The 25953-nt window shown below is 59.8% G+C and carries 24 protein-coding genes; 5 read left to right on the top strand and 19 right to left on the bottom strand.

Annotated elements, in window-relative coordinates; all coding sequences use genetic code 11:
- The first annotated feature begins 20 nt into the window (after positions 1-20).
- Positions 21-296 carry a hypothetical protein gene (locus tag AWB64_RS22935; RefSeq protein WP_060857733.1) on the top strand — a complete coding sequence of 92 codons (276 nt, stop codon included), beginning with the start codon at positions 21-23 and terminating at the stop codon, positions 294-296.
- Positions 297-668: 372 nt separating this feature from the next.
- On the opposite strand, the gene AWB64_RS22930 is transcribed toward AWB64_RS22935, so the two are convergent.
- From AWB64_RS22930 to AWB64_RS22905, 6 genes are read right to left on the bottom strand one after another with little or no spacing between them, the layout of a single operon-like run.
- A complete protein-coding gene (locus AWB64_RS22930) occupies positions 669-1031 on the bottom strand; it encodes an L-rhamnose mutarotase (protein WP_060857732.1) in 363 nt (120 codons plus the stop codon).
- 3 nt (positions 1032-1034) lie between these two features.
- A complete protein-coding gene (locus AWB64_RS22925) occupies positions 1035-2153 on the bottom strand; it encodes a mandelate racemase/muconate lactonizing enzyme family protein (RefSeq protein WP_060857731.1) in 1119 nt (372 codons plus the stop codon).
- Between the two features lie 24 nt (positions 2154-2177).
- A complete protein-coding gene (locus AWB64_RS22920) occupies positions 2178-3029 on the bottom strand; it encodes a carbohydrate ABC transporter permease (protein ID WP_374728644.1) in 852 nt (283 codons plus the stop codon).
- 13 nt (positions 3030-3042) lie between these two features.
- On the bottom strand, positions 3043-3984 hold the full coding sequence (locus AWB64_RS22915) for a carbohydrate ABC transporter permease (protein ID WP_060857729.1): 942 nt from the start codon (positions 3982-3984) through the stop codon (positions 3043-3045).
- 34 nt (positions 3985-4018) lie between these two features.
- Positions 4019-5350: an ABC transporter substrate-binding protein gene (locus AWB64_RS22910; RefSeq protein ID WP_099050589.1), complete on the bottom strand. Its 1332-nt coding sequence runs from the start codon at positions 5348-5350 to the stop codon at positions 4019-4021.
- 58 nt (positions 5351-5408) lie between these two features.
- Positions 5409-6473: an ABC transporter ATP-binding protein gene (locus AWB64_RS22905; protein WP_060857792.1), complete on the bottom strand. Its 1065-nt coding sequence runs from the start codon at positions 6471-6473 to the stop codon at positions 5409-5411.
- A gap of 192 nt (positions 6474-6665) precedes the next feature.
- On the opposite strand from AWB64_RS22905, the gene AWB64_RS22900 reads away from it, so the two are divergent.
- Complete coding sequence (locus AWB64_RS22900; RefSeq protein WP_060857728.1) at positions 6666-7457, top strand: IclR family transcriptional regulator; 792 nt, start codon at positions 6666-6668, stop codon at positions 7455-7457.
- A gap of 295 nt (positions 7458-7752) precedes the next feature.
- Here the strand turns inward: AWB64_RS22900 and AWB64_RS22895 are convergent, their stop codons facing one another.
- Complete coding sequence (locus AWB64_RS22895; RefSeq protein ID WP_167353939.1) at positions 7753-8724, bottom strand: VTT domain-containing protein; 972 nt, start codon at positions 8722-8724, stop codon at positions 7753-7755.
- A gap of 84 nt (positions 8725-8808) precedes the next feature.
- Entirely contained in the window at positions 8809-10821 is a 2013-nt protein-coding gene (locus AWB64_RS22890) for a VTT domain-containing protein (RefSeq protein ID WP_060857727.1), read from the bottom strand.
- A gap of 337 nt (positions 10822-11158) precedes the next feature.
- Here AWB64_RS22890 and AWB64_RS22885 point away from each other — a divergent pair, with 337 nt between their 5' ends.
- Entirely contained in the window at positions 11159-11629 is a 471-nt protein-coding gene (locus AWB64_RS22885) for a DUF2934 domain-containing protein (RefSeq protein ID WP_060857726.1), read from the top strand.
- A gap of 430 nt (positions 11630-12059) precedes the next feature.
- Positions 12060-12635: an H-NS histone family protein gene (locus AWB64_RS22880; RefSeq protein WP_060857725.1), complete on the top strand. Its 576-nt coding sequence runs from the start codon at positions 12060-12062 to the stop codon at positions 12633-12635.
- A 68-nt stretch (positions 12636-12703) separates the two neighbouring features.
- On the opposite strand, the gene AWB64_RS31675 is transcribed toward AWB64_RS22880, so the two are convergent.
- From AWB64_RS31675 to AWB64_RS22850, 6 genes are all read right to left on the bottom strand, one after another.
- On the bottom strand, positions 12704-13021 hold the full coding sequence (locus AWB64_RS31675; RefSeq protein ID WP_075643326.1) for a hypothetical protein: 318 nt from the start codon (positions 13019-13021) through the stop codon (positions 12704-12706).
- Between the two features lie 151 nt (positions 13022-13172).
- Entirely contained in the window at positions 13173-13457 is a 285-nt protein-coding gene (locus AWB64_RS22870) for a hypothetical protein (RefSeq protein WP_060857723.1), read from the bottom strand.
- A gap of 198 nt (positions 13458-13655) precedes the next feature.
- The gene (locus AWB64_RS22865; RefSeq protein WP_060857722.1) at positions 13656-14009 is read right to left on the bottom strand and encodes a copper-binding protein; all 354 of its coding nucleotides are present in this window, start codon (positions 14007-14009) and stop codon (positions 13656-13658) included.
- Entirely contained in the window at positions 14006-17182 is a 3177-nt protein-coding gene (locus AWB64_RS22860) for an efflux RND transporter permease subunit (protein ID WP_060857721.1), read from the bottom strand. The genes AWB64_RS22865 and AWB64_RS22860 overlap by 4 nt, the downstream gene beginning before the upstream one ends.
- Entirely contained in the window at positions 17179-18675 is a 1497-nt protein-coding gene (locus AWB64_RS22855; protein WP_060857720.1) for an efflux RND transporter periplasmic adaptor subunit, read from the bottom strand. The genes AWB64_RS22860 and AWB64_RS22855 overlap by 4 nt, the downstream gene beginning before the upstream one ends.
- 7 nt (positions 18676-18682) lie before the next feature.
- Complete coding sequence (locus tag AWB64_RS22850; RefSeq protein ID WP_060857719.1) at positions 18683-19981, bottom strand: TolC family protein; 1299 nt, start codon at positions 19979-19981, stop codon at positions 18683-18685.
- A gap of 306 nt (positions 19982-20287) precedes the next feature.
- Here AWB64_RS22850 and AWB64_RS32620 point away from each other — a divergent pair, with 306 nt between their 5' ends.
- Positions 20288-20470, top strand: coding sequence for a hypothetical protein (locus tag AWB64_RS32620; RefSeq protein WP_157766685.1), 183 nt, complete (start codon positions 20288-20290; stop codon positions 20468-20470).
- 36 nt (positions 20471-20506) lie between these two features.
- Here the strand turns inward: AWB64_RS32620 and AWB64_RS22840 are convergent, their stop codons facing one another.
- From AWB64_RS22840 to AWB64_RS22820, 5 genes are read right to left on the bottom strand one after another with little or no spacing between them, the layout of a single operon-like run.
- Positions 20507-21853: a BatD family protein gene (locus AWB64_RS22840; protein ID WP_075643324.1), complete on the bottom strand. Its 1347-nt coding sequence runs from the start codon at positions 21851-21853 to the stop codon at positions 20507-20509.
- Positions 21850-23439 (bottom strand): VWA domain-containing protein, encoded by a 1590-nt coding sequence (locus AWB64_RS22835; protein WP_060857716.1) that lies wholly within the window; start codon positions 23437-23439, stop codon positions 21850-21852. Before AWB64_RS22835 ends, AWB64_RS22840 begins: the two co-directional genes overlap by 4 nt.
- Positions 23429-24451, bottom strand: a complete 1023-nt coding sequence (locus AWB64_RS22830; protein ID WP_060857715.1) for a vWA domain-containing protein — start codon at positions 24449-24451, stop codon at positions 23429-23431. Before AWB64_RS22830 ends, AWB64_RS22835 begins: the two co-directional genes overlap by 11 nt.
- Complete coding sequence (locus AWB64_RS22825; protein ID WP_060857714.1) at positions 24438-24965, bottom strand: DUF4381 domain-containing protein; 528 nt, start codon at positions 24963-24965, stop codon at positions 24438-24440. The genes AWB64_RS22830 and AWB64_RS22825 overlap by 14 nt, the downstream gene beginning before the upstream one ends.
- Positions 24962-25924: a DUF58 domain-containing protein gene (locus tag AWB64_RS22820; RefSeq protein ID WP_060857713.1), complete on the bottom strand. Its 963-nt coding sequence runs from the start codon at positions 25922-25924 to the stop codon at positions 24962-24964. Before AWB64_RS22820 ends, AWB64_RS22825 begins: the two co-directional genes overlap by 4 nt.
- Positions 25925-25953: the final 29 nt, after the last annotated feature.

Here is a 25953-nt window from a genome sequence, read left to right as displayed (position 1 = left end):
ACTGAATATCGGAGCGCATCATGAAAAAGAATCTTATTGCCACGTTGTTGATCGCCACTTCCGCAGCCTTGGCTGCGCCCGCATTCGCCAGCAGCGGTTACGGCCCGGCGCCGTCGTATAACCCGACGGTCGGCGCGCCCGCTTCGCAACGCGGCCAAAGCGCACAAACCGTCGCCGCTGAAAACGCACAAGCCAACGCCGAAGCAAAGTCCTACGGCGGCGTGCAAGACACGCAATCGCAATCGGGCAGCCGCGTCCGCGCGAACACCACGCAATCGCTGTACTCGCATAACTAAGTTTGATGAATTTGCTCAAAGCCGCGATCGTCAGACTGACCCACATCCGCGACTCACGCAAAACGTAGGAAGCGGGAATGCCAATGCCGGATGAACTACACGTTCATCCGGCATTGGTTTTTGCGTGGAGCGAAAAGCTTCGGTAAGACATAGGCTCGCGCGATTGCCGCAGCTTAATGTTGCCTTAAGGATCGAGCGCTATCCTAAAGTCTTGATCCCCCTGTAGTACCCCTCTAAGGCCGCCCAGCGGCCTTCTTTTTTGGCCCTGCAAATGAAGACGCTTTGGCAATTGTGTGTGGTTGCAGCATGTCTCATTGGCGGCGTTGCCTTTGCGGTGGCGATTTTCTCCGCGATTCTGCACATTGCCTGAATTCAAGCGCCCCTCTTCAATTGCGCCTGCATGTTGAACGCAAGTCTCATAGGTTGCCATTCGGCGCTCGTTGCATTCGGCAACGGCTGCTGAAAACTCGCCATCAACGCATTCCATTCCGTGACGCGCGGATGCGCATCGGGGCCGGCGACGAGTTTATCCGGGCTAAAATCGGGTCCGGTTTCGATCAGCATGACAAGCCGCGTTTCGCGCCGCCAGATCGTCATATCGATAATGCCCGACGCCTTCAACGCCTCCAGCACCTCGGGCCAGACAGCTTCGTGATATTCATCGTATTGCGCGATCACCGCGGGGTCGTCGCGCAAGTCGAGCGCCAGGCAATGGCGGCTAACGATTGCAATCATGATTCATGCCGCCGCGCGGCCATCCACGCGAACATACGTGCGCTGCGTTCCATGAATCGCGTCCCAATCCCAGTCGATCCCAATACCCGGTTCCATTGGCGCGACCGCATAGCCTTGCTCGATCTGGACCTGCTTGCCCGTCAACGCGTCGAGTTGCGGAATGTATTCAAGCCACGTTGCGTTAGGCACGGCGGCGCACAGACTCACATGCAACTCCATCAGGAAGTGCGGGCAGATCGACACGTTCATGGTTTCCGCGAGATGCGCAACCTTGAGCCACGGCGTGATCCCGCCAATGCGCGCCACGTCCGCCTGCACGATCGAGCATGCATCCCCTTTCAGGTAATCAGCGAACTGCGCCGGGTGATACATCGATTCGCCGACGGCAACGGGCGTTGAGCTTGCCGCATTTAAACGCCGATGCGCGGCGATGTTTTCAGCGGGCATAGGCTCTTCGAGCCATGCGAGACGCAGCGGTTCGAATGCGTTTGCACGCCGGATGGCTTCCGACAACGTGAAGCCCTGGTTTGCATCGACCATGATCTCGAAGTCATCGCCCATGGCTTCGCGAACCGCTGTGAGCCGCCGCATGTCTTCCGCCAGATGCGCGCGGCCAACCTTGATCTTCGCGCCATGAAAGCCAGCGTCGCGCGCCTGCACGGTTTGATCGACGAGTTCCTTATCCGGCAAATGCAGCCACCCGCCCTCGGTGGAATACGTGCGCGTGCGCGGCTTTGCGCCGCCCGCCGCAATCCACAAGGGGATGTTTGCCACCCGCGTATTGCGGTCCCACAAGGCGGTATCGATAGCCGCGAGCGCCAGGCTCGTGATCGCGCCGACCGCCGTGGCGTGCGTGTGAAAAAACAGGTCACGCCAGATTGCTTCGTACTCCGCTGGATTTCGGCCAATCAGACGTGGTGCGAGATGATCGTGCAATAGCGCAACGATTGACGACCCACCCGTGCCAATGGTGTACGTATAACCCGTGCCTGTGCTGCCGTCGCTGCAATGGATCGTGACGAGCACCGTTTCCTGGACCACGAACGACTGGATTGCGTCCGTGCGTTTTACCTTGGGTTGCAGGTCGACCTGACGAATGTCGATGGTATCGATAGTTGTCATTCTTCTATTTCCTCTCAGCTTGATTCAACCCTTGACGCCGCCGAGCGTCAGGCCCGCGATCAAGTGTTTCTGCACAATGAACGTCAGCACGATTGCCGGAATGATGATGATCACGGCCATTGCACACATGCCGGCCCAGTCGACGGAGAACTGCGCGGTAAAGTCCATGAGCCCAACGGGCAATGTCTTGGTGTCGGGGCTTCGGCACAACTGCGTGGCGAGCGCGAACTCGTTCCAGCTCGTGAGAAAAGCGAATATGCCCGCCGACGCAATGCCGCTTTTTGCAAGCGGCAACTCGATGCGCCAGAATGCTTGCCAGCGATTGCATCCATCGATTTGCGCGGCTTGCGACAACTCGATCGGAACCTCGCGAAAGAAGCCATCGATGAGCCATACGGTGAACGGCACGTTCATCGCGAGATAGACCAGAATTACGCCAATGCGTGTATCGAGCAGCCCCGTCCACGCCCAAAGCATGAAGATAGGCAACGACAACGCAATGCCCGGAATGGCGCGCGTGAGCATCAGCGTGACGAACATGAGCTTCTTGTGCTTGAAGTCGAAGCGCGCGAATGCGTAGCCGCCAAGTATGCCCACGGCAAGCGCGGCAACCGTGCTCACGCAGGAGATGATCACGGAATTAATGAAATACTGGCTGATGGGCAGCGACGCCATCTGCCCATAGCCGAACATGCTTTTGAAGTTATCCAGTGTGTAACTCGATCCAACCAGCGGCGATTGATTCGAGAGGATCGCCACGTTGGACCTGAACGCGTTGAGCACGACCCAAAGCCCGGGCAAACAGATGATCGCCATGACGATAAACACGCCGAACCACATTGCCGACTTGCGCATGAATGCGCCTTTGATTGCCATATCGCTCATGATGTCAGGCTGGCCCCATGTGTTTGCGCGCACCGCTTAGCTTGCGGAAAAAATACAGCGTGAAGAGAATCGACACGAGCACCGAAACGTACGCAATCGCGTTTGCATAACCCATGCGCGAATCGTCGTAGGCAATGCGGCCGACCATCGTCCAGAGCAACTCCGTGCGTCCGCCCGGACCGCCGTTCGTCATGATGCGCACGATGTCGTAGGCGCGGCCGACATCGAGTGAGCGAATCGTCATCGATATATAAACGAATGGCATCAGGTACGGCAGCGTCACGTACCTGAAGGTTTGCCACGACGTGCAGCCATCGACCTTCGACGCTTCTATGGGGTCCTTTGGCAACGCCATCAAACCCGCGAGCAGGATCACCGCGAAGATTGGCGTGGAGTTCCAGACCTCCGCCGCGATCAACGACGCAAGTGCCGAGTTTGCATCGACAAGAAACGGAAACGCCGACTTGGCGCCGAACAACGTCTGCATCAGGTTGTTCACAATGCCTGTGCTGTCGTTGAGCATGAACTTGAACTGGAAGCCGACGAGGACCGGCGAAAACATCATGGGAAACATCATCACCGTGCGCAGTGCGCGCTGTCCCCTGGTCACCTGATTGAGCAGCAGCGCAACGCCAAGGCCAAGCAGGAGTTCCAGATTCAGCGCGACGGTCAGGAACAGGATCGTGCGTCCGAACGCGGCCCAGAAGTCCGCGTTCGCAAACGCACGCCCGTAATTGCGCCAGCCGATCCAGTGCGAAAGCGTGTCCGGATCAGTGAGACGGTAAGCCGTGAAGCTCGTATAAAACGAGAACAACAGCGGCAGCACAACCACTAACCCGACTGCGAAAAACGCGGGCAAAAGCAGTTTGACCGGCAGCGGAATACGCCAGCGCGGTGTTGCCAGAGCGGGCTCGCCGCCGATCGAATAAGGCGTGTTGGATTGCATCGGAAGCCTGGAGTCGTTTCGGTTGGATCAAGCGTTACTGGTCCGCCGCGTCCTGCATGATGTCCGCAACTTTCTTCGCGGCTTTGTCGAGCGCTTGCTGCGAGGTTTCATCGCCAATGATCGCCTTCTGCAACTCCGGCCATAACGCATTGGAAATTTCGTTCCATTGCGCAATGCGCGGCGGTGTGAACGAGTCTTCCTTTGCGGCTTGGCTAAACGTGGCAATTGCATCCGCCATGAAGTGATCGTCCTTCGTCTTGAACTCCTGGACGATGGCTTGCTGCGCATCCACGCGCGAAGGAATGGAGCCGAGCCGCGCTTCAACCAGTTGCGAATCCTTGCTTGTCAGAAACTGGATAAAGCTCGCCGCCACTTCCGGCCGCGCGCAGACTTTGGTAATGGAGAAGCTATGCGAACCGGACCAGCCCGGCCGCTTGTTCGCGGCGCCCAGCGGCGCGCGGACCACGCCTACATTGCCGGCGAGCTTCGACGTCTTGGGGTCGTTATAGAACGACGCAAATCCCGGCCAGTCGAGATCAAGCGCGACCTTGCCCGATGCAAAGTTATTGCCCAGATCGTCCCAGACATAGCTTGGAACGCCCTTGGGCACCACGCCGGCTTTATAGAGATTCACGAACCAGTCAAGCGTCTTTACGCCGGCCGGTGAATTGAAGACCGGCTTCATCTTGCCATCGAGTAACTGGCCGCCGTTTGCGACCAGCAGCGAATAGAACGTGCCTGTCAGCGCCTCGTCCTTGCCGGGGAATTGCGTTCCATAGAAATTCGGCGCCTTGGTAAAGAACGTGGCTTGCTGCGTGAACTCGGCAAAGTTCTTTGGCGGCGCGAGATCCTGACCAAACTTCTGCTTGTAGGCACCGCGATTCGCGGGATCGGTGTAGGCAGTCTTGTTGTAGTAGAGCGCTTCAATGTCCGTCGACCTCGGAATCTGCACGAGTTGCCCCTTCACCTCGGACTGCTTCAATAGCGCCGGCGCGAACGCCGCGAGATAGTTCGCGGGGAACAAGCCTTTGAGATCACGGAAGATCGGGTATTGCGCGGAAAAGTTCGTGTGATTCGAGGACACGCAATAGTCGATATGCTGAGACGCAATGTCCTGCTTCAACTCGCGATCAAGCTCGAAGTGACTCTTGCGCGAGATGATCTCGACCTTCGCGCCAGTTTCCTTTTCCCAGAGCGGAATACGCGTGTAAAGCGCTTCGTATTGCACGCCGCCAATCAGCTTCACGCGCAGCGTATAGCCTTTGTATTCGTTCTCGGCGCGTGCAGCGGTTGTTGCGGCCAGGCTTGCTAGAGCCAGCACGGATACGGCGATCTTCACCGCGGTTTTCATCGAGTCTTTACGCATGGTGCATCTCCTTTGTTATATGCCGTGACGTCTCGCGCCAGAGCTTTCGTGTGTTCTTCTAGCGCAGCCTGCGGCCGGTTCCGGTATCGAAGAGCAGTGTGTTGTCCAGCTCCGCGGCGAGCCGAACGCTTTGTGCAGGCTGCAAAGCCAGGCGTCCATTCACGATCACGCAGCAGCGCTGTCCCGCGACCGTGCCGAACAATTCGGTCGATGCACCCGTAGGTTCCACGACATCCACGTTGAACGGAAGACCGCCGCTGTCCGCAACCAGAAGATGCTCGGGACGCACGCCGACCGTCACTTCTTGCCCTTCGCGAGCATTGACTAGCGGAACCGGCAATGAGAAGTCGCCAATGCGCACGCGCGCGCCGTCGCTCTGCAATTCATAGCGGCCGTTGAAAAAATTCATGGACGGCGAACCGATAAAACTCGCGACGAACACATTGTCCGGATCGTCGTAGAGTTCGAGCGGCGCACCGATCTGTTCGATCACCCCGCCATTCAGCACGACTATGCGGTCGGCCATCGTCATGGCTTCGATCTGGTCGTGAGTGACGTAGACCGTCGTTGCACGCAGGCGCTGATGCAACGCCTTGATCTCCGCGCGCATCTGCACACGCAGCTTGGCGTCCAGATTGGAAAGCGGTTCGTCGAAGAGAAATACCTTGGGATCACGCACGATGGCGCGCCCCATGGCGACGCGTTGCCGCTGACCACCCGACAAATGCCGCGGATAACGCCCAAGCAGTTCTTGCAGCCCGAGAATGGCCGCCGCCTGGTTGGCGCGCGTCGCGATTTCATCGGGCTTCAGATCACGCAGTTTCAGCGCGAACGTGAGGTTCTCCAGCACACTCATATGCGGATAGAGCGCGTAGTTCTGGAACACCATCGCGATGTCACGGTCCTTTGGAGGCAGGTCGTTGACCACGCGCCCGTCGATCATGATCCGGCCTTGCGTCACGCCTTCAAGTCCGGCAAGCGCGCGCAACAACGTGGACTTGCCGCAGCCGCTCGGTCCCACAAGCACGAGGAACTCGCCGTCCTTGACGGTCAGGTCGATCTGCTTCAACACCTGCACGGCGCCGAACGATTTCTGCACCTGTTTGAATGCCACTTCAGCCATCAGCGCCCCTTGTTTGTCGCACTCTTCACCGATGCAAATCATTTTAGAGATAAAACGCTCTTTCATATATGAATTTATGTCGGTGTTTTCCCGAAGGACGAAGGCGCGCTTTTTCTATCGAAGGAGGCGCGTTGGCGGGTCTACAATCACGCCACACAAGCAGGCGAACATTCTGTAAATGACGGAGGGACTTTGGACACCACGCGATATTCGGCGCCGGCGCTCGAGAAGGGGCTGGACATTATCGAATTGCTGGCGAGCCATCCGGAGGGCTTGTCGCTGGCCGACCTTGGCAAGACGCTCGGGCGCACCACCGCGGAAATTTTCCGCATGGTCGTCACGCTCGAGACGCGCGGATACCTGCTCGCCATGGGTGATCGATACGTGTTGTCGCTATTGCTATTTCAGCTTGCGCACAGGCATCAACCGGTTCGGTCGCTCGTGACCACCGCCTTGCCGCTGATGACGCAACTCGCCAACGACGTGCGGCAATCGTTCCATTTGTGCGTGTATCAGGACGGCCGCGTGCTGATTGTTGCGGGCGTGGAAAGCCCCGAACGGTGGGGGTTTTCGTTGAAGGTGGGCACGCTGATCGGCATGACCGATACCGCTTCGGGTCAGGTCTTGATGGCGTTCCAAGAAGAACTCGAACGCAAGCGCATGTTGAAGCTTCACGTCCCGGTAGATGGCGAACTGCCTGTCGATGCAAAACAGCTTGCCGCCGATCTCGCGCGAATCCGCGAGCGCGGACATGCGCGAATGCCTAGCCGGCAAGTCAGGGGCGTGAAGAATCTCGCGTACCCGGTATTTGGACGCACCGGACATGCAATTGCCACGCTGACAACGCCATTTATAGAACGCATCGATAACGCGCCCGTGCCCGCAATGAACGAAGTCGGCGAACGCATGAAAGCGGCGGCGCAGACGCTGACTGAATTGATGGGTTTGAACGTGTATTGGGAACCTGGCGCAAGCGGCGGTTGAACGCGGCGTTTTCGTTTTCAAGTCAGGTTTCGATACTACGCAGCGCCGCCGACGACCGGACGTCTCGCCTCGTTTCGATACTACGCAGCGCCGCCGACGACCGGACGTCTCGCCTCGTCCAGTCGCCGGCACGCCACCTCTCCCCTCGAACGCGCTGCTTTTCCCCGATATCCGATGCTGAACTGATCGATGTCAGCTTGTCCCCGTGCATCGTTGGGAGTATTTAGCCATGCGCCCGCGCGCAGCGCATCCCCACAAACGCATGGATACACACGGGTGGTCGTTGAAGCTGCAATCAGGATCGCGCCATGGATGCGCCCATTGCATCGAAATCAGGCGGCAGCGGTTCGACCGCGTAACCGAGCCGAACCCATTCGTCCAGTCCGCCGTACAACGTCCGCACATTCACGAAGCCTTTTGCGCGTAGCCGGCGGCTTACCCGGCGTGCGGCGACATCGCTCGAAGAGGAATAGACCACGATCGTGGCGGCACGAAGCGCGATATCGATACTTTCCAAGAAGTCCGGATCAAGCAAACGCGCGCCGGGAATCCGGACGCCCTGTTCGTCGCGATCAGCGCACTTGCGTGCATCGACAACCACTGGCGGCGAGTTCGACCGCATCAGTTCACTGAGCTTGCGCGGCGTGATGACCCTGCGGCGCAGCCAGCGCCTGACGCGCCAGCGCAAGACGTATCGATAAATCAGGTAGAACAGCGCGGAAGCCGCGAGCACGTCCAGAATAGACGCGCCGTATGGCCTCAACACTATTAACAGCATCGCCAACTGCTGCTCAAACAGCGCCCCGCCCAACAGCCAGAACGAGGCCCACGCAAGCGTACCGGCCGCGTCCCACGCAACGAACTTCAGCGGCGAAATCATCGTCGTGCCCATCAATGGCGGCGTGATGAGCGCGAGTCCCGGAACGAATTTCGCCACGGCAACAATCGCAATACCGAAGCGCTCGAACAGATTGCGCGTGGTCCGGATGCTGGCATCGACGGAAAGCGAGCGGCGCGAGAAAAAATCCGTGAGGCGCGCGCCATAGATCCGTCCTGCGGAAAACCACGCGAAGTCGCCGATCAATGCCGCCAGCACCGCGGCGAGCAAGACGTGCGAGAAGACCAGAAGGCCGGCTGCGATCGCCGAGCCCGCAAACAGAAGCACGGGGATGATCGGCAATGGCACGCCAAGCCGCGTCACCAGCACGTTGACGAAAACGACTGCGCTGCCCCAACTGGTTATCGCCGACGGTGGAATCTGGATCAAGTGGCCGCCTCCCCAAACCTTCATTACGCGGTATGCCCGCAATGTTGCATCATGCGTTGGCGCTGATGCGTTCCATAGTCGGCGTTATCGTTCGTCCGAGGCCACGAGCGTGACAGGAATGCCACCGCAACCGGCGCTTCTCGCGACCTCCAGTTCATGCCACGGCGAGCCGTCGCCGTGTGTTGCGATCATCGATGCAACGCCTTTGTCGGGCCGCAAGACGTTGAACGGCCACGCCGGACGCACCAGCCGCTCGTGAACCAATGCGCCGAGCCAGATCGGCGTGGGCGCCTGTCCTCCCCGATGCTCGACCACATACGTCGTGGGCCAGAAACGCAGGACATCGCGTTCGTCGGCGCTCAAGTGTTCGCGCGTGAAAACAAGCGCCGAGGGTTCACCATTGTTCAGTCGCGGCAACACAGGCAACTCGGTCGCCGTTGCGTTCGGTGAAACAAGCGACAAGATACTGCGCGCCGATAAACGCGTTCCCTTCGTCCAGCCCCGCTCCTTCAATTGCGCACTGATCTGCGCGGCGGTTGCGCTCCATTGAATAGTGATCGGCTCACGCCGGTCGCCGTCCATGCTGGATCGGTAGCAAGAAAAGGTCCGCCACACGGTATCCGTCCATTGCAGCGCCGTCACCTTGATTTGCGCGGGTGCAGGTTCCTGCGCCGTTGCCCGAATGCTCGCTTCCGATTGCAGCACGACGCTCGCGCCAACCAGCGCCAGAACAATGGCGGGCATCATCGGGCGGGCGGGCGGCTTCGCGGGGTATCGCCACACCGCGGTCAGCGCAATCAGGAAGACCCAGGCCGCCGCCAACGCCGCACCGCCAACGGCATCGGAGAACGTGAAGTGGCCGAAATACACGCCTGCAAATGCAACCGAAAACAGGATGGCGAGCGTGACCATTGCGGTCAGGATTCTCGATGCCATGCCCACGCGGCGCGCGATCAGGAACGCCAGGAATCCATAGATGACCACGCTCGCCGCAACGTGGTTGCTTGGAAACGCGCGCAGCCCGGACGCAACTTCGCCGGGCAGCGGATGCACCGTCGTGATCTGGATTGCGAGGATCAGTAACTGCGAGAATGCGACGGCGGTCAGCCAGTAAGCCATGGTGCGCCAGCGGCGCTCGATCGCCATCCATACGACCACCAGGATGACGAGTGCACCGAGCGTCGGGACGCTGCCGAGCGTCGAGAATACCGCGAGGACGGCGTCGCCCCATGATGACCGGAAAGCCTGAAGGAAGCGGTAAACCGATACGTCGATTTGAACCAGCGGATCGCCGTGCGACACGTCGTGCAAGATGGAGAAGAACACCGAAGCCGATACCAGCAGCAACACGGAGATGACGGCAATAAGCGCTGCGGCCTGATGCTTCGGATCGAGCACGCCAAGCACCACGCGCCCCGCGAAACCGCGGTCATGGCGGCGCGCCCAGGCAAGCACCCGGCGGCGCGACGCGTCCGTCCAGGCGCGTGCGTGGGATACCAGCAGCGCGGTCAGCTTGAAGGTGAACCACGTCACCGCGACCGCGATCGCCAGCAAGACCACGAGCCTGAACGATACCGCGCCCGCGAGTTCTATCGATGCCCCGAATACCACGCCCGGAAGAATATGCAAGGGCGCCCAGATCAGCGCGGACACAATGTTGATTGCAAGGAAGCGCGACGAGCGCATGCCGAGCATGCCGGCGACCACGGGCACGACTGCACGCAGCGGCGCGATAAACCTTGCAAAGACCACGCTCTTCGCGCCATGCGCTTCGAAGTAGCGTTGACCCGCACCCAGCATGCCGGGATGCGTTCGAAACGGCCGCGACTGCGCGATGCTGTCCTTGTAGCGGCATCCGAACCAGTAGCTCGCGGCGTCGCCCGCAACCGCGCCGGCAATCGCGCATGCGAAAACCCAGCCAAGGTTGAGCACGCCAGTGCCGACCAGCGCGCCGGCCACGAACATCGCCGTGCTGCCTGGTACGAAGGTTCCAATGAATGCTATCGACTCCAGGAACGAAGCGAGCACTACGACCGCCAGCGCCCAACCCGGGTGCCCTGCCAGGACGTGCAGCAGTTTGAAATAAGCATGCTCCATCTGCGTCTCCGGGGCTCTGCTCTTTTGTCGGATTTTAAGACCATCCAAGGTCGGCGGGAGAGGACGGCCGCTTGACCGCTTTCCATAAATGCTGCGGTGATTGTGAAGTATCTTGGTCTAGCGCGTTCGTTTGTTTGAATAAGGGCGACAACGCCGTTGGTCCGCGTTAAGCCTTCACCGGTAAGACTGACATTGCAGAGATGCATGCAATTATGGAACCAGCAAAAATGTCTTTGCACCGTTCACTTGCAAGCACTGTCGTTCACTAGAAACATCACGCACGCAAAATGCTGCTCCTGTAACATAAACGCACGAATAATCCGAACCGGTTAACTGAATGCAAAACAAATCCCTTGAAGAACGGCTTCGTCTGCAGGCTTACCATTTGTGGGAAGCGGACGGTCGCCCGCATGGACGCTCTGAAGAATACTGGCAAAAAGCGCGCGCACTTCTGGAAAGCGAGAATGCATCAGCAAGTGCCGATCAACCCTCAAGCGGCGCAGCTGTCAAAAAGACCACTCGGTCTAAAGCAAAAGCAACAGCAACAGCTCTAGATACAGATGGTAAGGATGCGCCGAAGGCCAAGTCCAAGGCAGCAAGCAAGCCCGCCGCCAGGAAAAGCACCAAGACGAAGACCGAGGACGCGGTTGAGAAAAAGCCAAAGGCTTTGGCTGAAACGCCTGACAAACCTGCAAAGAAAACCACGGCTAAGAGCAAGGCAGCCGCGGACGCAAAACCTTCTGTAAAGACGGCCTCGAAACCGGCCTCCAAGCCATCGAAAGCCGTTACGAAAGCTCCGAAGAAATAATCAAGGTTGTAATCGAGGATACGCAGCGCACTTTGCGCTGCGTTTATGGCGCAATCATGCGTAGGGTTTTTGGCCGCGGGATTTTTGATTGCGGCGGCAGGTGCGGCCTCGCCACGAATGCCGGCGTGCTTGTGGCGCGCTTGTGGCGCGCTTTCACCTGTCTAGGATCGTCCGCAGCTTTAAGCCGTTCGCGCGGACTTGCCGGCTTTGTATTTCGATCGAATGGCAGTCAAAGGGACAACATCAATATGCAATCCTTTTCTGACCGCCAGCGAGCCTTCAATAGGCTTATATAAAGCATCATCGATCTGCAAAGAATTGAAACAAATTCGGGGATACAACGGCAATTAATATCAAGACGGTTCGGAGTACTTCCGCAACGAGTTAGTGCATGGCATAGTGCGGACAACTACTTTTCAAGGAACCCAAAATGCCGACGCTCGAACAGATTCAAGCCAAGCTACGAAAGCTCAAGTCGCAAGAAGAGACGCTCATTGCAAAGCGCAATCAATCGGTCCTCGACAATATCCGCAAGCTCATGGAAGCACACGGTCTGACGACCGCTGACATAGATGCGCACCTTTCAACGCCCAGGAAACGTAGAGGCCGCCCTGCCGGATCGGCAGTAAAGCTGGCGAAAGCACAAAAATCAGCCAAGGCGAAGTCATCAGGCACGGCAACGGGCAACGGCAAGCTGCCGGCGAAGTATCGTGATCCGAAAACAGGTGCCACGTGGAGCGGATGGGCCCGGCCACCGCTCTGGATCAAGGACGTCAAGGACCGCTCGAAGTTCTTGATCAGCGGCAGTACGGAAATTGATCCGGCCAGGAAACCGGCGGCCAAGAAAGTAACCCGCAAAAACGCTGCCGCGAAAACTGCTGGCGCAAAGAAGCTGACAACGAAACGCGCATTCGCGGCTAAGGCCGGGCGAAAATCGGCCAAGGCAAATATCGTCAATCAGGAATCTGCGGATGCATCGGGGTTATACGCCACGCCCGCCGTTTGATCGATATTTGTAGTAGAAAAGAGCGGCAATCCCGAGCCATTGAAAGCCGCTCTGACTGACCCACGCGTCTATCGATGTCCGCCGCCGCCGTGGCCGCCGCCCCCATGGCCGCCGCCAGACCATTGGCCTCCGTGTCCGCCGCCATGCCCGTATCCACCGCCATAACCATGTCCGTGGCCATTCCAGTAACCGCCGTGACCGTGGTCGTAGTAGTGTCCGCCGCCCCAGCCTCCGCCGATATAAACGCTGCTATACGCAGGCGGATATCCGTAGTAATACGGCGCGGCATAGCCCGCGTCGTAAGGTTGGGCATAACCGTAGCCCGGTGCTACTGCGCAGCCGCCGAGCAAAACCAGACATAGCGCTAATGCAACTGACTTAAGCATTTGATCGTCTCCCGTGCTTCTTAAGTAGGAACCGAATACCGGTGCTTAGTTCAAGCGCAATTGTGTCCTTGGATTACGACGCCCAAGCGCGGCGCATAAAAAACAACAAGTGGAATCGCCGGCTTGCTAGCCGACGATTCATCGCTCTCCATTACTGGACACTCTTGGGCGAATTCATCGTGCTGTCAGGCGCCATGGCGTCCGTGCCCATGCTTTTGTCCATGCCCGGACCGCGCACGGTGCCTGACGTGGCGCTATTCGAACTTGATACCGGATCGCCCCAATGCGTCATTCCCGACGTAGCCGCGCCATGCGCATTTCCGCCGCCAGTACCGCCCTGCCCGTTACCGCCGCCTTGCGCGAAACTCGACCACGAAATACACAGCGAAGCAGCCGAAACGCCCGCCACCACAACCCTCAGCATGACTTTTTTCATGGATATTCTCCGTCGGGCGCGAGTGCGAAATTGCGTCGCGTCACAGCTATATACGTGACTGACAGAACGCCGGATGCAGCGCGGGAATTCCGGGCCTTTCTTATTTCCGGATTGGCTCGACAAGCGTTGAAAGCGCGCATTTGGAGACGCAATAGATCGCGTCGCATGCCGCGATCTATTCCCAATGAAAGCTGAGCGTTATTGCTTCTGCATTGTCACGATTGTCATCGTGCCGCCCACGTCTTCCACGCGCACCTTCACCTTGTCGCCCTCATGCGCCTGCTTGAGCATTGCCGCATCTTTCGCCTTGAACGCCATGGTCATGGCCGGCATGCCGACATTCTTCAGTGCGCCATGCTTGAGCGTGACCATGCCCGACGCGGGATCGACTTTCCGGATTTCGGCATCGGTCAGCGTGGATTGGGACGATGCCGCGGGACTCATCGATCCTGCGCTCATCTTCATCCCGGCCATGTCGTCGTCGGCAAAGACGGATTGAGAAATAGCGGACGCAGCACCGAACGCCAGTGCGATACAAACAAGCTTCTTCATTTGATTTCTCCAGAATAAATAGAAGGCACCTGAGTGCCGGGGGGACGCCGCAACTGCCGGCGCTTCACGAGCAACCATGCAGCGGGAATGACGAACATGGACAGCACCGGCGCAGTGACCATGCCGCCGACCATGGGTGCAGCAATGCGTTGCATCACTTCCGAGCCCGCGCCGTGGCCGAGCATGATGGGGATCAGCCCCGCAAGCACCACGGCAACGGTCATCGCCTTGGGACGCACGCGCAGCACCGCGCCTTCGCGAATGGCATCGAGCAGAAGCGCCTCGGTGATCGCGCGGCCGTCCTGAAGCCGGTGTTCGAGCGCGCGCTTGAGATACAGCAGCATCACCACGCCGAATTCGGCGGCGACGCCGGCAAGAGCGATAAAGCCCACCGCGGTCGCGACCGACACCGCATGACCCAAAGCCCATATCAACCAGAATCCGCCAACGAGCGCAAACGGCACGGTCGACATCAGCAGCAATGCATCGGCGGCCGAATTGAAGGTCAGGAACAACAGCACGAAAATGATCACGAGCGTGACGGGAATCACGGTACGAAGCTTCTCCGACGCACGCTCCAGGTATTCGAACTGCCCCGACCACGCGATCGAATAACCCGGCGGCAAGACCACCTTTTCGGCTACCGCGCGCTGCATCGCCGTGACGGCCGACTGCAGGTCGGTATCGCGGATATCCACGTACACGTAGCCTGCAAGCCGCGCGTTCTCGCTGCGGATCATGGGCGGCCCGTCTGCAATCCTGAGCGTCGCGACATCGCCGAGCGTGATCTGTGCGCCGCGCTCGGTGACAATGGGCAAGCGCCGCAGGTTTTCCAGCGAGTCGCGGACTTCGCGCGGATATCGGATGTTGATGGGAAAGCGTTGGCGTCCGTCGATCACCTCGCCCACGTTCTCCCCGCCTACCGCCGACGAAACCACCGACTGGACGTCGGCTATCGCGAGTCCGTATCGCGCAGCCTTGAGCCGGTCGATATCGACATCGATATAACGGCCGCCGTTCAAGCGTTCCGCGAGCGCGGACGATACACCGGGCACCGACTTCACCGTTGCCTCGACTTGCGTCGCGATCGTGTCGATCACGCCAAGGTCGCCGCCCGATATCTTCACGCCGACCGGCGTCTTGATTCCTGTGGACAGCATGTCCAACCGGTTGCGAATAGGCGGAACCCATACGTTCGATAGCCCGGGCACTTTCACCGTCCGATCAAGTTCATCGACCAGCTTTTCCGGTGTCATTCCCGCACGCCACTGATCACGCGGCTTGAACTGGATCGTGGTTTCGAACATTTCCAGCGGCGCCGGATCGGTGGCGGTATCGGCACGTCCCGATTTGCCGAACACCGTTGCGACTTCGGGCACGGTCTTGATCAGCCGGTCCGTTTGCTGCAATAACTCCGACGCCTTTTCCGCCGATATCCCCGGCAGCGCCGTCGGCATGTAGAGCAAATCGCCCTCGTCGAGCGGCGGCAAGAATTCGCCGCCCAGCCGCGACAACGGAATCGCGGTGAGCGCGAGCGCAATGACGGCAAGCGCGATCGCGGCCCAGGGGCGGCGCAATGTTGCTTCGAGCAAGGGCCGATACACGCGGACCAGCACGCGATTGATGGGATTCGCGTTCTCGTGCGGAATGCGCCCTCGCACCAGATAACCCATCAGCACGGGCACGAGCGTGACCGACAACAAGGCCGCCGCCGCGATGGTGTAGGTCTTCGTGAACGCCAACGGCGAAAACAGCTTCCCTTCCTGACCCTCCAGCGAGAACACGGGAATGAACGACATCGTGATGATGAGCAGCGAAAAGAACAACGCGGGTCCGACCTCCGCCGCCGATGCCGCTATCAATTCCCATCGCTGCCCGGGCGTGGTTGGCTGATCCGGATGCGCGTGTTCATGCGCTTCGAGATGCTTGTGCGCGTTTTCAATCATCACTATGGCCGCGTCGATCATTGCACCAATCGCAATCGCAATGCCGCCAAGCGACATCAGGTTCGCATTGACGCCCTGATAACGCATCACGATAAACGCCGCGAGCACGCCAAGCGGCAAAGAAAGAATCGCGACGAAGGCGCTGCGCAAATGAAACAGGAAAAGCGCGCAGACCAGCCCGACGATCACAAATTCTTCGATCAGCTTGTCGCGCAGGTTGTCGACGGCACGTTCTATCAGCTTCGACCTGTCGTAGGTCGTGACCACTTCAACGCCTGCAGGCAAGGACTTCCTGAGCGTATCGAGTTTTGCCTTCACCGCTTCGATCGTGGTCAGTGCATTCTTGCCGGAACGCATCACGATCACGCCGCCCGCCACCTCGCCCTCGCCATTCAGTTCCGCAATGCCGCGACGCATTTCGGGTCCGATCTGAATGCGCGCCACGTCGCCAAGCAACACGGGTGTTCCGGAATCGTTGGCGCGAAGAACGACATGGCGGAAGTCATCGAGCGAATGCAGATAGCCCGACGAACGCACCATGTAGTCAGACTCCGCCAACTCGATCACGGAGCCGCCCGACTCCTGATTGGCTTTCTTCAACGCAGTGGCAACGGTCTCTTGCGTGATGCCATAAGCGCGGAGTTTGTCGGGATCGAGCACGACCTGGTACTGACGCACCATTGCGCCAACGGACGCCACTTCCGACACATCGGGCACGGCCTTGAGTTCGAACTTGAGAAACCAGTCGTTGAGCGCGCGAAGCTGACCGAGATCGCGCTTGCCGGTTCTGTCGACGAGTGCATATTCGTAGACCCAGCCCACGCCTGTGGCATCGGGACCCAACGAAACCGTCGCACCTTGCGGAAGCCGGCTTTGCACCTGATTCAGATATTCCAGCACGCGCGAGCGCGCCCAATACTGATCGGTCTTGTCGTCGAAGAGGACATAGACGAAGGCATCGCCGAACGACGAATACGCGCGAATCGTCTTCGCCCCCGGCACGCCGAGAAGTGTCGTGGTGAGCGGATACGTCACCTGATCTTCAATCACCTGCGGCGCCTTGCCCGGATACGACGCCTTGATGATCACCTGCGTATCGGACAGGTCGGGCAGCGCGTCGAGCGGAGTCTGCATGACTGAATACACGCCCCAGCCTGTGATCAAAAGCGTTGCCAGCAGCACCAGGAAACGGTTTTGAATCGACCATCGGATCAGTCGCTCGATCATTTGGCGGCCTCCATGCGTTCGACCTTCGTCAGTTCGTAGCCATCGTCCGATTGCCTGAAGTGGAAGTGCACGGTGTCGCCGGTTTTGACATCGGAGAACGCGGGTGCAGACGGTTTGCCAAAGGACATGGTCATCGCGCCCCATCCCAATGCCGCTACGGGTTGATGCGACAGCGTGATGTCGTGGCCGGTGACGGCTTCGACCTTGCCGGTGGTTTCATAGACCTGCGCGGCGACGTCCGATGCGGGTGCTGATTCAAGCCTTGGAAGCACCGACTTCAAGCTCGCTTCCGAATCGATCAGGAATTGTCCTGACGCCACGACCTGTTCGCCTTCGGTCAAGCCGCTGAGTACTTCGGTGTCGCTCCCTGTGTCGCTGCCTGTCGTGACCGCCACAGGTTGCAGCCGGCCATCGGCCTGCTTGACGATCACAACGGAACGCTTGCCGGTCGCGATCACCGACTCGGACGGCACGACGAGCCGCGATGCGGTAGTCGCACCGCCAATGCGCGCGCGCATCAGCATGCCGGGCGTGAGTTGCTGATCCTGGTTATCGATGGAAAGCCGCGCTTGCAACGTGCGGCTGCTCGCGGTGATGCCGGGCAGGATCTCGCGGATATGGCCACTGAAATGCCGGGTGGCATCGCCCGCGAACACCGCGTCCACGCTCATGCCGGTCCTGACTTGCAACGCCATGGTCTCCGGGATTTCGACCACGAGCCAAAGCGGATTCAAACCCGCGATCCTGGCAAGCGTCTGACCGGGCGCGACCATTGCGCCGTCGCGCACGTTCAGTTCGCTGACAACGCCGCTTGATGGCGCCGTGAGCGTGACATGCGTCTGCACCTTGCCGGTGTGATCGAGACTTGCGACAAGACCATCGGGAATCGACAACGCGCGCATCCGGGCACGCGACGCCGCGAGCATGGAGTCGTCCATGCCGCTGCGTTTCAACGCGAGATATTCCTCTTGCGGCGCAAGCCAATCCGGCACGAACAGCGACGCAATCGGCGCACCTTTGCTCACGCGCTGCATGGGCGCGTTCGCATACAACCGGTCGATATAGCCCGTCACGCGCGACTGAACCACGTCGGTCAGCGATTCATCGAACTGGGTCGCGCCCACGGCTTCGAAGCTTGTCGCCACGTTGACGCGGCGAGCGGTGGCGTATCGAATGCCAAGGTTCTGTTGAAGCCCCGCGTCTATTTTGATGCCGGTCGATCCCCCTCCTTCGTCCGCGAAAACGGGCTCGAGCTGCATGTCCATGAAGGGCGACTTGCCGGGTTTGTCGAAGTGCTGGTTGGGCGACATCGGGTCGTGCCAATAGAGCACTTTGCGCCCCGTCTTCGGGTCCACTTTGTCGCCGCCGGACGCAACCGCTAGCGCGGGAGCATCAGGATTCGCACGACGCGTCCCGGCCACGTATCCCGCACCCAGCAACGCGGCTGCCGCGAACATCAAGAGGACCGCGCGAGTGATTTGCAGTGTGTTCATCGTTACCTCACTGTCCGTAGGTCATGGAAGGCGGCACGACCTGATACTCGAGCTGCGCCCACGTGAGCGAGACATCGCGTTGAAGATCGAGCACTTGAAGCCGCGCATCGAGCATCGCGCGCCTGGCGGCGAAGGTATCGGCGAGCGATCCTGTTCCCGCGCGGTAAGCTGCGGTCGATAACTGCAGGCGCTGGTTCGCAGCCGGCAAAAGAGCCGTGCTCAGGTTGTCAACGCGCTCGCGCCCGCTTGCGAGCGTGGCGGCGAGATTACGGATATCGGCATTGACTTGTCGTTGCGCGTCTTCGTACATGAGACGCGCCTTGGTGCCGAGCTCGGCTTTTTCGGCGGTATCGCGGTCCTGGCGATCGCGCCGGTTCAACGGGATCGGAATGCTGACGCCCACCGACACCATGTTCGAGAACTGACCGCCGCGCTGCTGATACGCCACTTCCCATGTCCAGTTCGGATTGCGATTGCTTTGCGCCACGGCTGTGTCCGCGTCGGCCACGGCTATTTCCGAGGACGCGCTGATCAGCGCCGGCTCGACCCGCTGCAACTCCTCGGGCGGCAGCGACGCCACCACGGACTGCGGCGTGGGCGGCTCGCCGGATATATCGGTGACGGGCGCGGCGGTCCATCGCGACAAGCCAATGAGCGCCGTCTGCAGCACTTGCTGCGCCTTCAGCAATTGATCACGCGTTTGCGCGAGCATGACCTGCGCTTGGGTGACATCGGCGGCGCTGGCTTTGGCGCCCCGGTACGACGCCTGAGTGGCAGACAACTCGTGCACCATGTGATCGACGAGTTCCTGCTGCAGCGACAGCGCTTTCTTGGCATACGCCGCGTTGAGCCACGCGGTCGCGGTTTGCTCGCGCACATTCACCCATTGCGCAAGATAACCGGAGCGTTCGCGATCGACCTCCTGATTCGCGAGCGCGCTACGCAAGCGCCTTTTCTCCGACGACACCCATTCCTGTTCAATGCCGACACGCCGCATCGTCATGAAGTCTTGCCCTATGGTGAATCCTTGCGGACCATTCACAGGCAAATTGTCGATACCAGCCTTGAGTGTCGGATCGGGCAACTGGCCAGCCCTGACCACGCCTTGCGCACTCGCACGAATCGATGACTGCGCCGCCTGCATGGAGGCGGATCGATCGGTTGCCGATTGCAGCGCGGCATCCAGTGTCAAAGGGGATTCCTGAGCGCTGGCCTTAAGGGTCGCGCCGCCCAACATGAATAAGACAAGAGCGGCCGCGCGCACTTGTCCATGCCGCAATATGGGCACAATAAAAGATGAACACATTTCTCAACCCCGACGGTCGAATCCCATAGGGAATCACGTCCTGGATGCAGGACGACCTCGCCGCGCAAGCAGCGAACATTTAGCGAAGGGAATTAGAGCGGGCGAGGAGGTTTCCACAAGCCGTCAGGCTCGCGGACAAAGAGCGACTGCGTGGCGTGGAAAAACACGGGACGATAAGCGCGCAAGCTCCGCGCAATGCTTGGCGCAGAGGCCGGAATAGTCATGCAGCCCATTTGGCATTGCACGTCCATCTTGCACAGAGGACTTTTGGATTTGCTGTCATGTCCCGACATGGAATCCGATGCCATGGAATCACAACCCGGCATGGACTGCGACATGGCGCTTGCGGTGTCCATTGTCATGGTCTGCATGGGACAAGGTCCGGCCGAGCCGCTGGCTGCCAGCCCGGTTAAGGGCAGCACCGCGCAAAGCCACAAGACGAACAATGTACGCAGGATTTTCACGACGGGAAGTATAGCTCAGCGATAATTTCCGTGGTTTGACACGCCAGCATTTTCTTAGGGCTTAGTATTTGTTGAGCGGCGGAAGCGGCGATTGCATCGCGCGTTTCTTACGCGTTCGTTTAACGGCGCTACCAAGCGCATGTTGCGATTTGCGCCAATCGGACCTGCTGACCGGCTGATTGGAATAATGCGCATGAACTGCGCTAACCAGCGCGTCAAGCTGCGGTCCGCCTAGCGCATTTAATTCATCCACTTGCGCCGGATGCTTGAGATCGGAACTTCGATCCATCCATCGATACAACAAGGGAATGGTGGACTTCAAGGGCCCTTTGCGCGCCGCAACCTGCAATGCCCGCCACGCTGGCGCAGCGCTGTCTGCATGGCGTTTTCGCGCATCCAGCAACGCTTGCCTGACATGCCTGAAGCGTGCAGCCAGCCCCGGGTAAGCCCAGACCAAAGCCACCGCGAACACCAGAAGTCCAGCCGCCAGAATCGCTTGCCATCGGTCAATAATCAGAATTCGATGCACGCCGCCTTTGGACAGCGCGTCGGCGGGGATATCGAAAAGAGGTCTTTCATTGGCCGATGACGCAGAGAAGCTCACGGCTGGCAAGACAATCGATTCCTTTCTTTTCCCCGCCGTATTCCACCATTCGATAGTCACAGGCGGCAGTTTGAACTTGCCACTGCGATCGATTACATACGTCGCGGAATCCGTGCGCTCGCCGGCGACCAGCCCCGCGCGATCCTGAATGACATTCCGGGTCGCCGACTGCTTGGGGTAACGCTTGAGCCCGTCGACCTCGCTGAACTCGACTGGCGGAATCAGCATCGACTCGGTTCCAGCGGCGACCTGCGTGACGCTGCGCGTGAGCGATCCACCCGCCTTGAGATCGTGCAACGACGGCGTGAGTGTCTGGGTAGCGCTCAGCTTCTGCGTCGGGAAAAAAATGCGCATGCCCTCGGCCCCTTCAGGAACCGTGGCGACGAATTTCAATGCGGGCGTGGTCAACGTTGCTGGCACATTCGCGCCGCCCGGACCAGGATGCACCGTGATCGCAAAAGCCGGAATGCTGAGCGCGCCGGCTGCTTGCGGCACGATCCGGTACGCTCGGCTTACGCCGTACCAGGCGACGCCGTCGATGGTCTCGTGCAGGTTCTCCGCTTGTTCGTCCGGAAGAGCCACCAGCGCGCCGGGCACGTTGAACAACGGCCAGTCAGGCGCCTCAGTGAAAAACGTCGTCGTCAGGCACTCCACGACCAGCTTGACTTCCGAACCCGCCACCACTGTGCCCGATGGTTCGAGATGCGCGCGGACCTTGAGTTGAGGCACGCCTTGCGCAAAGATCGACGCCGACGCCAGCAGCGCCGCGATCATCCATATCCGCGTGATCCATCGTACTGTCATGGCGCGCTCGCGGAGTTGGCGTCGGATTCCTGCTCGAACCGCCGATGCAAAAACGCAGCCGGCGACGTATTCAGATTGCGCATCCATACGTCCTCTGCCGGAACGGCAATGAGCGTGCTCTGCTCAATCTTGCCCTTCTTCTTTTCGATCTTTATGTCGTCCGATTCTTCGTCCTCTTCGTCTTGTTGCGGATCTTGCTTGGGTTTCGCTAAAAGCTTCTTGAGCAGGTCGCGGTTGAATGCCGCCTCGCGCATGTCGGGCTTGAGCGTCAGCGCTTTGTCGTAGGCCTTGATTGCGGACGGATAGTCTTCCAGATGCGCCAGCGTGTTGCCTATGTAGAAATACGACTGCGCAGTCTTCAGCCTGGAAAAGGCCTCGAGCGCGCCGCTGAAATCGCCCGCCAGATACAGCGCGCGGCCCTTCCACAAAGGATCATCGAAGTGTTGAGCGGCCGCCTTGAAATCCGCGTGTTCGAAATACCAGCGGCCTTGTTGATCGTGCGTGGCGAATAAGTCCACCCAGTTCCACGATGCCGCTTGCGCATCGCGAGGGGCAGCGCTGAAGGAGAATGCAACCAACACGGCCGGCAGCCATTTGACCGTCCAGCCCCGGCGAAAACCTAAAGCCCCGAGTACGAGCAATGGCATGACAAGCCAATAGCCCGTCTCTTTCCAGCGCGGAGTTCGTTTCGATTCGTCGGCTTCAGCGAGCCACGTCTGCGCGCGGCGCTGCACCCACGCGACGTCATCGCTGTCTGCGCGCACGCTCGCGAGCGGAATGCCTGCGTCGTGCGCCACTTTGCGGATGCCTTCGGCATCGAATGTACCCATGATGGGCAGACCGTCGGAGCCCAGTGTGAGCGCGCCGTTCGCGCCGCGAATCGCGCCGCCATCCTCCGTTCCAACTGCGAGCCAGAGAAGCTGATGATGCGACTGCGTGGCCTTCGCAACGAATGCATCGGCATGATTTGGATCGAAACCGTCGCTGATAAAAACGATCGTTCCCGCCACCGGATCCCTCGCGAGGAGTTGCTCCGCGATCTCGAGGCCCGCATTCGCATTCTTGCCATCGCGTGGCATGACGGCGGGCGTGAGCGCTGGCAAGTACAACTCGAGCATGGCTGGATCTTCGGTTGGCGGCACGACGAGATGCGCCGTGGACGCGAACACCACGAGCCCCGTGCGCGCGCCCTTGCGCGCATTCGCGAGGTCGAGCACCTTTTGCTTGGCGCGCTCCAGCCGCGTTGGCGCCACGTCCGTTGCATCCATGGAATGGGCAAGCTCCAGCACGATCACAAGGGGCGCCTTGTCCTGATTGAACGGCCGGCGCTCTTGCTGCCACGTCGGGCCGGCCACCGCCACGGCCGCCACGCCGATAAACACGGCAAGCGCATGAACTGGCTTGATCCGTCGGCGCGCTGCGTCGCCCACAATCAGATGTTCAAGCAGCGCGGGCGAAATGATGGCGCGCCAACGCGCGCGCGCGCTATTTCGCCGATGCCAGCAGACCGGCAGCAGCACAGCCGGAACGAGCAGCCACAACCAATAAGGCCGCAGGAAATGGAAAGCGGTGAGGTCAATTTCCATGCGCCGCACCTTTGACCTGTTCGTGGCGCGGCGCGCGAAGTACGGCAAGCAGCAACGCCAGGCAGTGGTATAGCGTGAGCAGCAATAGCGCGACTGCAAGCGGTATCCAGAAGAAATCGCGCTGCGGACGATACGTCTCGCGCTTCACTTTTTCGGGCGTCATCCTGTCGAGCGTCGTGTACACGTCCGCGAGTTCCTGCGGATTGCCCAGCGCGTGAAACGACTGGCCACCGGTGATATCCGCGATGCGCTTCAACGCATCGAGATCGACTTTGTCTTCGCCCGTCGCGCTCGGGTCGCCTATGCCTATGGTGTGGATCACCAGCTTGTGATTCTTCGCAATATCCGCTGCGCGTTCGGGCGGAATGGCGCTGCTGGTGTCGTTGCCATCGGTCAGCAGGATCAGCATTTTCTCCTGGGCCTGTGACTTGTCCATCAGCTTCACTGTCAGGCCGATAGCATCGCCAATGGCCGTACGGGGACCCGCCATGCCGATCTGCATCTGGTTGAGCAGTAGAAGAACGCTGTCGTGATCGAGCGTCAGCGGCGCTTGCGGATAGGCCGCCTCGCCGAATACCACCACGCCAATGCGATCCCCTTTGCGCTTTGCCACAAAGTCTCTCACCACACTTTTAACCGCCGTCAGCCGGTCCATGCGTTCACCGGTTACTGCGTTCACGAAGTCGCGCGTGCTCATGGATTCGGACAGATCGATTGCGAGCATCAGGTCTCGCGCGGGTTCGTCGTGAGTGACAGGCGGTTCGACAAACACCGGCTTCGCCGCAGCCGTGACAAGCAGCACCCAGAGCAGCGGCATGGTCAGGCGCTGCAAGATGTTGCGTCTCAAACGCACGCCGCCGGGCGCGGGTTCCTCGCCCGCCGCTTGCGCCATCTCGTGGAAAAATGGCATGCGGATCGCCGATGTCGTCGTGCGCCACGCGGGCACGGACCACCATACGATCAGCGGTATGGGCAGCAACAGGAACATCCACGGGAAGTCAAATTTCCACATGATGGCGCTGGATCCAGTCGCGCGTGGCGCTTAGCAGCGTATCGATTTCGTTCTTCGAAAGCGCCGCGATTTCTTCAGCGGGTGCGTAGCTCATCACGGTCAGGAGCGCACCGCTGCGTTCATCGAAACGCCCGTTCGTCCGCTTGAGAAACGCGAGCCATTCGTTGCCGCTCAAAGCAGCAACGTGCTCTTTCGGCATGGCAGCGAGCGAGGTCCGTTTGATGAGCGCGGGAATCGCCGCAAGCGCAACGGCGCGGCGCGACTCATCGTCCAGAGTCGCTTCAATCTGCTTGAGTTCCTCCAACGCCGCCCGCCGATACCGCTCCCTCCTGTGCCGACGCCATCCTGCCCACGCAACCCAAAGCGCAAGCAGAATCAGTACGATGCCAACCGCCAGCCACCCGGGCGTTTGAGGCGCCCAGGAAGCCGGTTGCGGCAGTGGCAATTCCTGCAGCGTACTGAGCGCGACGGGTGTGTCCGCAGGCTTGAGCGACGCGTTTTGCGGGCCGTTCATAAGCCGCTCGCAAGCGCCGGATGCGCACGTTCGCCGAACAGGCGCCGGACCTGTTCAACGGCAGGTTCATCGGTCGATAACGCCATCAACGGCACGCCACTCGATCGCAATAACGCCGCGACTTCGTCAGTACGATCCTTGAACAACCCGGCAAGCGGCGTCCTCACCTTCTCCTGCTCGATGCGCAATTCGACCTGCAACTGCCCTTCACTGATCACCAGGGCGCGATGCTCCGGCATGCGCTGCCAAAGCGGGTCGTAGACCATCGCCGCGATGACGTCGTTGTGCCTGGATAGCTGCCGCAAAAGCTTGCGGGTGCGCTCGGTCGCGCCCGCAAAATCGCTCGCGATGCAAATCAGGTAGTCGTGTCCCGCAAGTTGCAGCACGCCTTGAAGCGCGGCGTCGAGCTGAGCGTAATTCGTCCTTGTGGCGCTATCGGCATGCAGCGCCTGGTTCATCCTGGCTAGGACGCCAAACAGCACCTTGATGCGGCTGCGGCTGCGCAATGGGCGGATGCGGACAACGTTGTTGTCGTCGAAGATCACGCCGCCCACGCGGTCGCCCGATGCAAACCCCATCCATACGGCGAGCGCCGCAACCTCTGCCGCGACCACCGACTTGAACGCGCGGCTCGAACCAAAGAACATGCTCATGCGCTGGTCGACAACAACCAGCAGCGGCCGGTCGCGCTCTTCCGTATAAGCGCGAATTTGCGCCTTGCCCAGACGCAACGACACCTTCCAGTCGATGTGACGAATATCGTCGCCGGGAAGATAACTGCGAATCTCCTCGAAGTTGAGGCCGCGTCCGCGCAACCGGGACGCATGACTTCCCGACAGGATGCTCGATACCGGCGCGGGTGCAACGAAACTCAAGCCATGCGCACGAAACTCGAGACGCGCGAGATGCGCAGCGTCTACATACACGCGGCCAATGTCGGATTCGGATGTCACGGCCATGATTAGTGCTCCCGCGTCTAAAGCTGGTC

This window comes from Caballeronia sordidicola, from assembly GCF_001544455.2.
In the GTDB taxonomy this organism is placed as follows: domain Bacteria; phylum Pseudomonadota; class Gammaproteobacteria; order Burkholderiales; family Burkholderiaceae; genus Caballeronia; species Caballeronia sordidicola.
The sequence above is the reverse complement of the archived record's forward strand: the minus strand, read 5'-3'. Positions and strand labels throughout refer to the sequence as shown.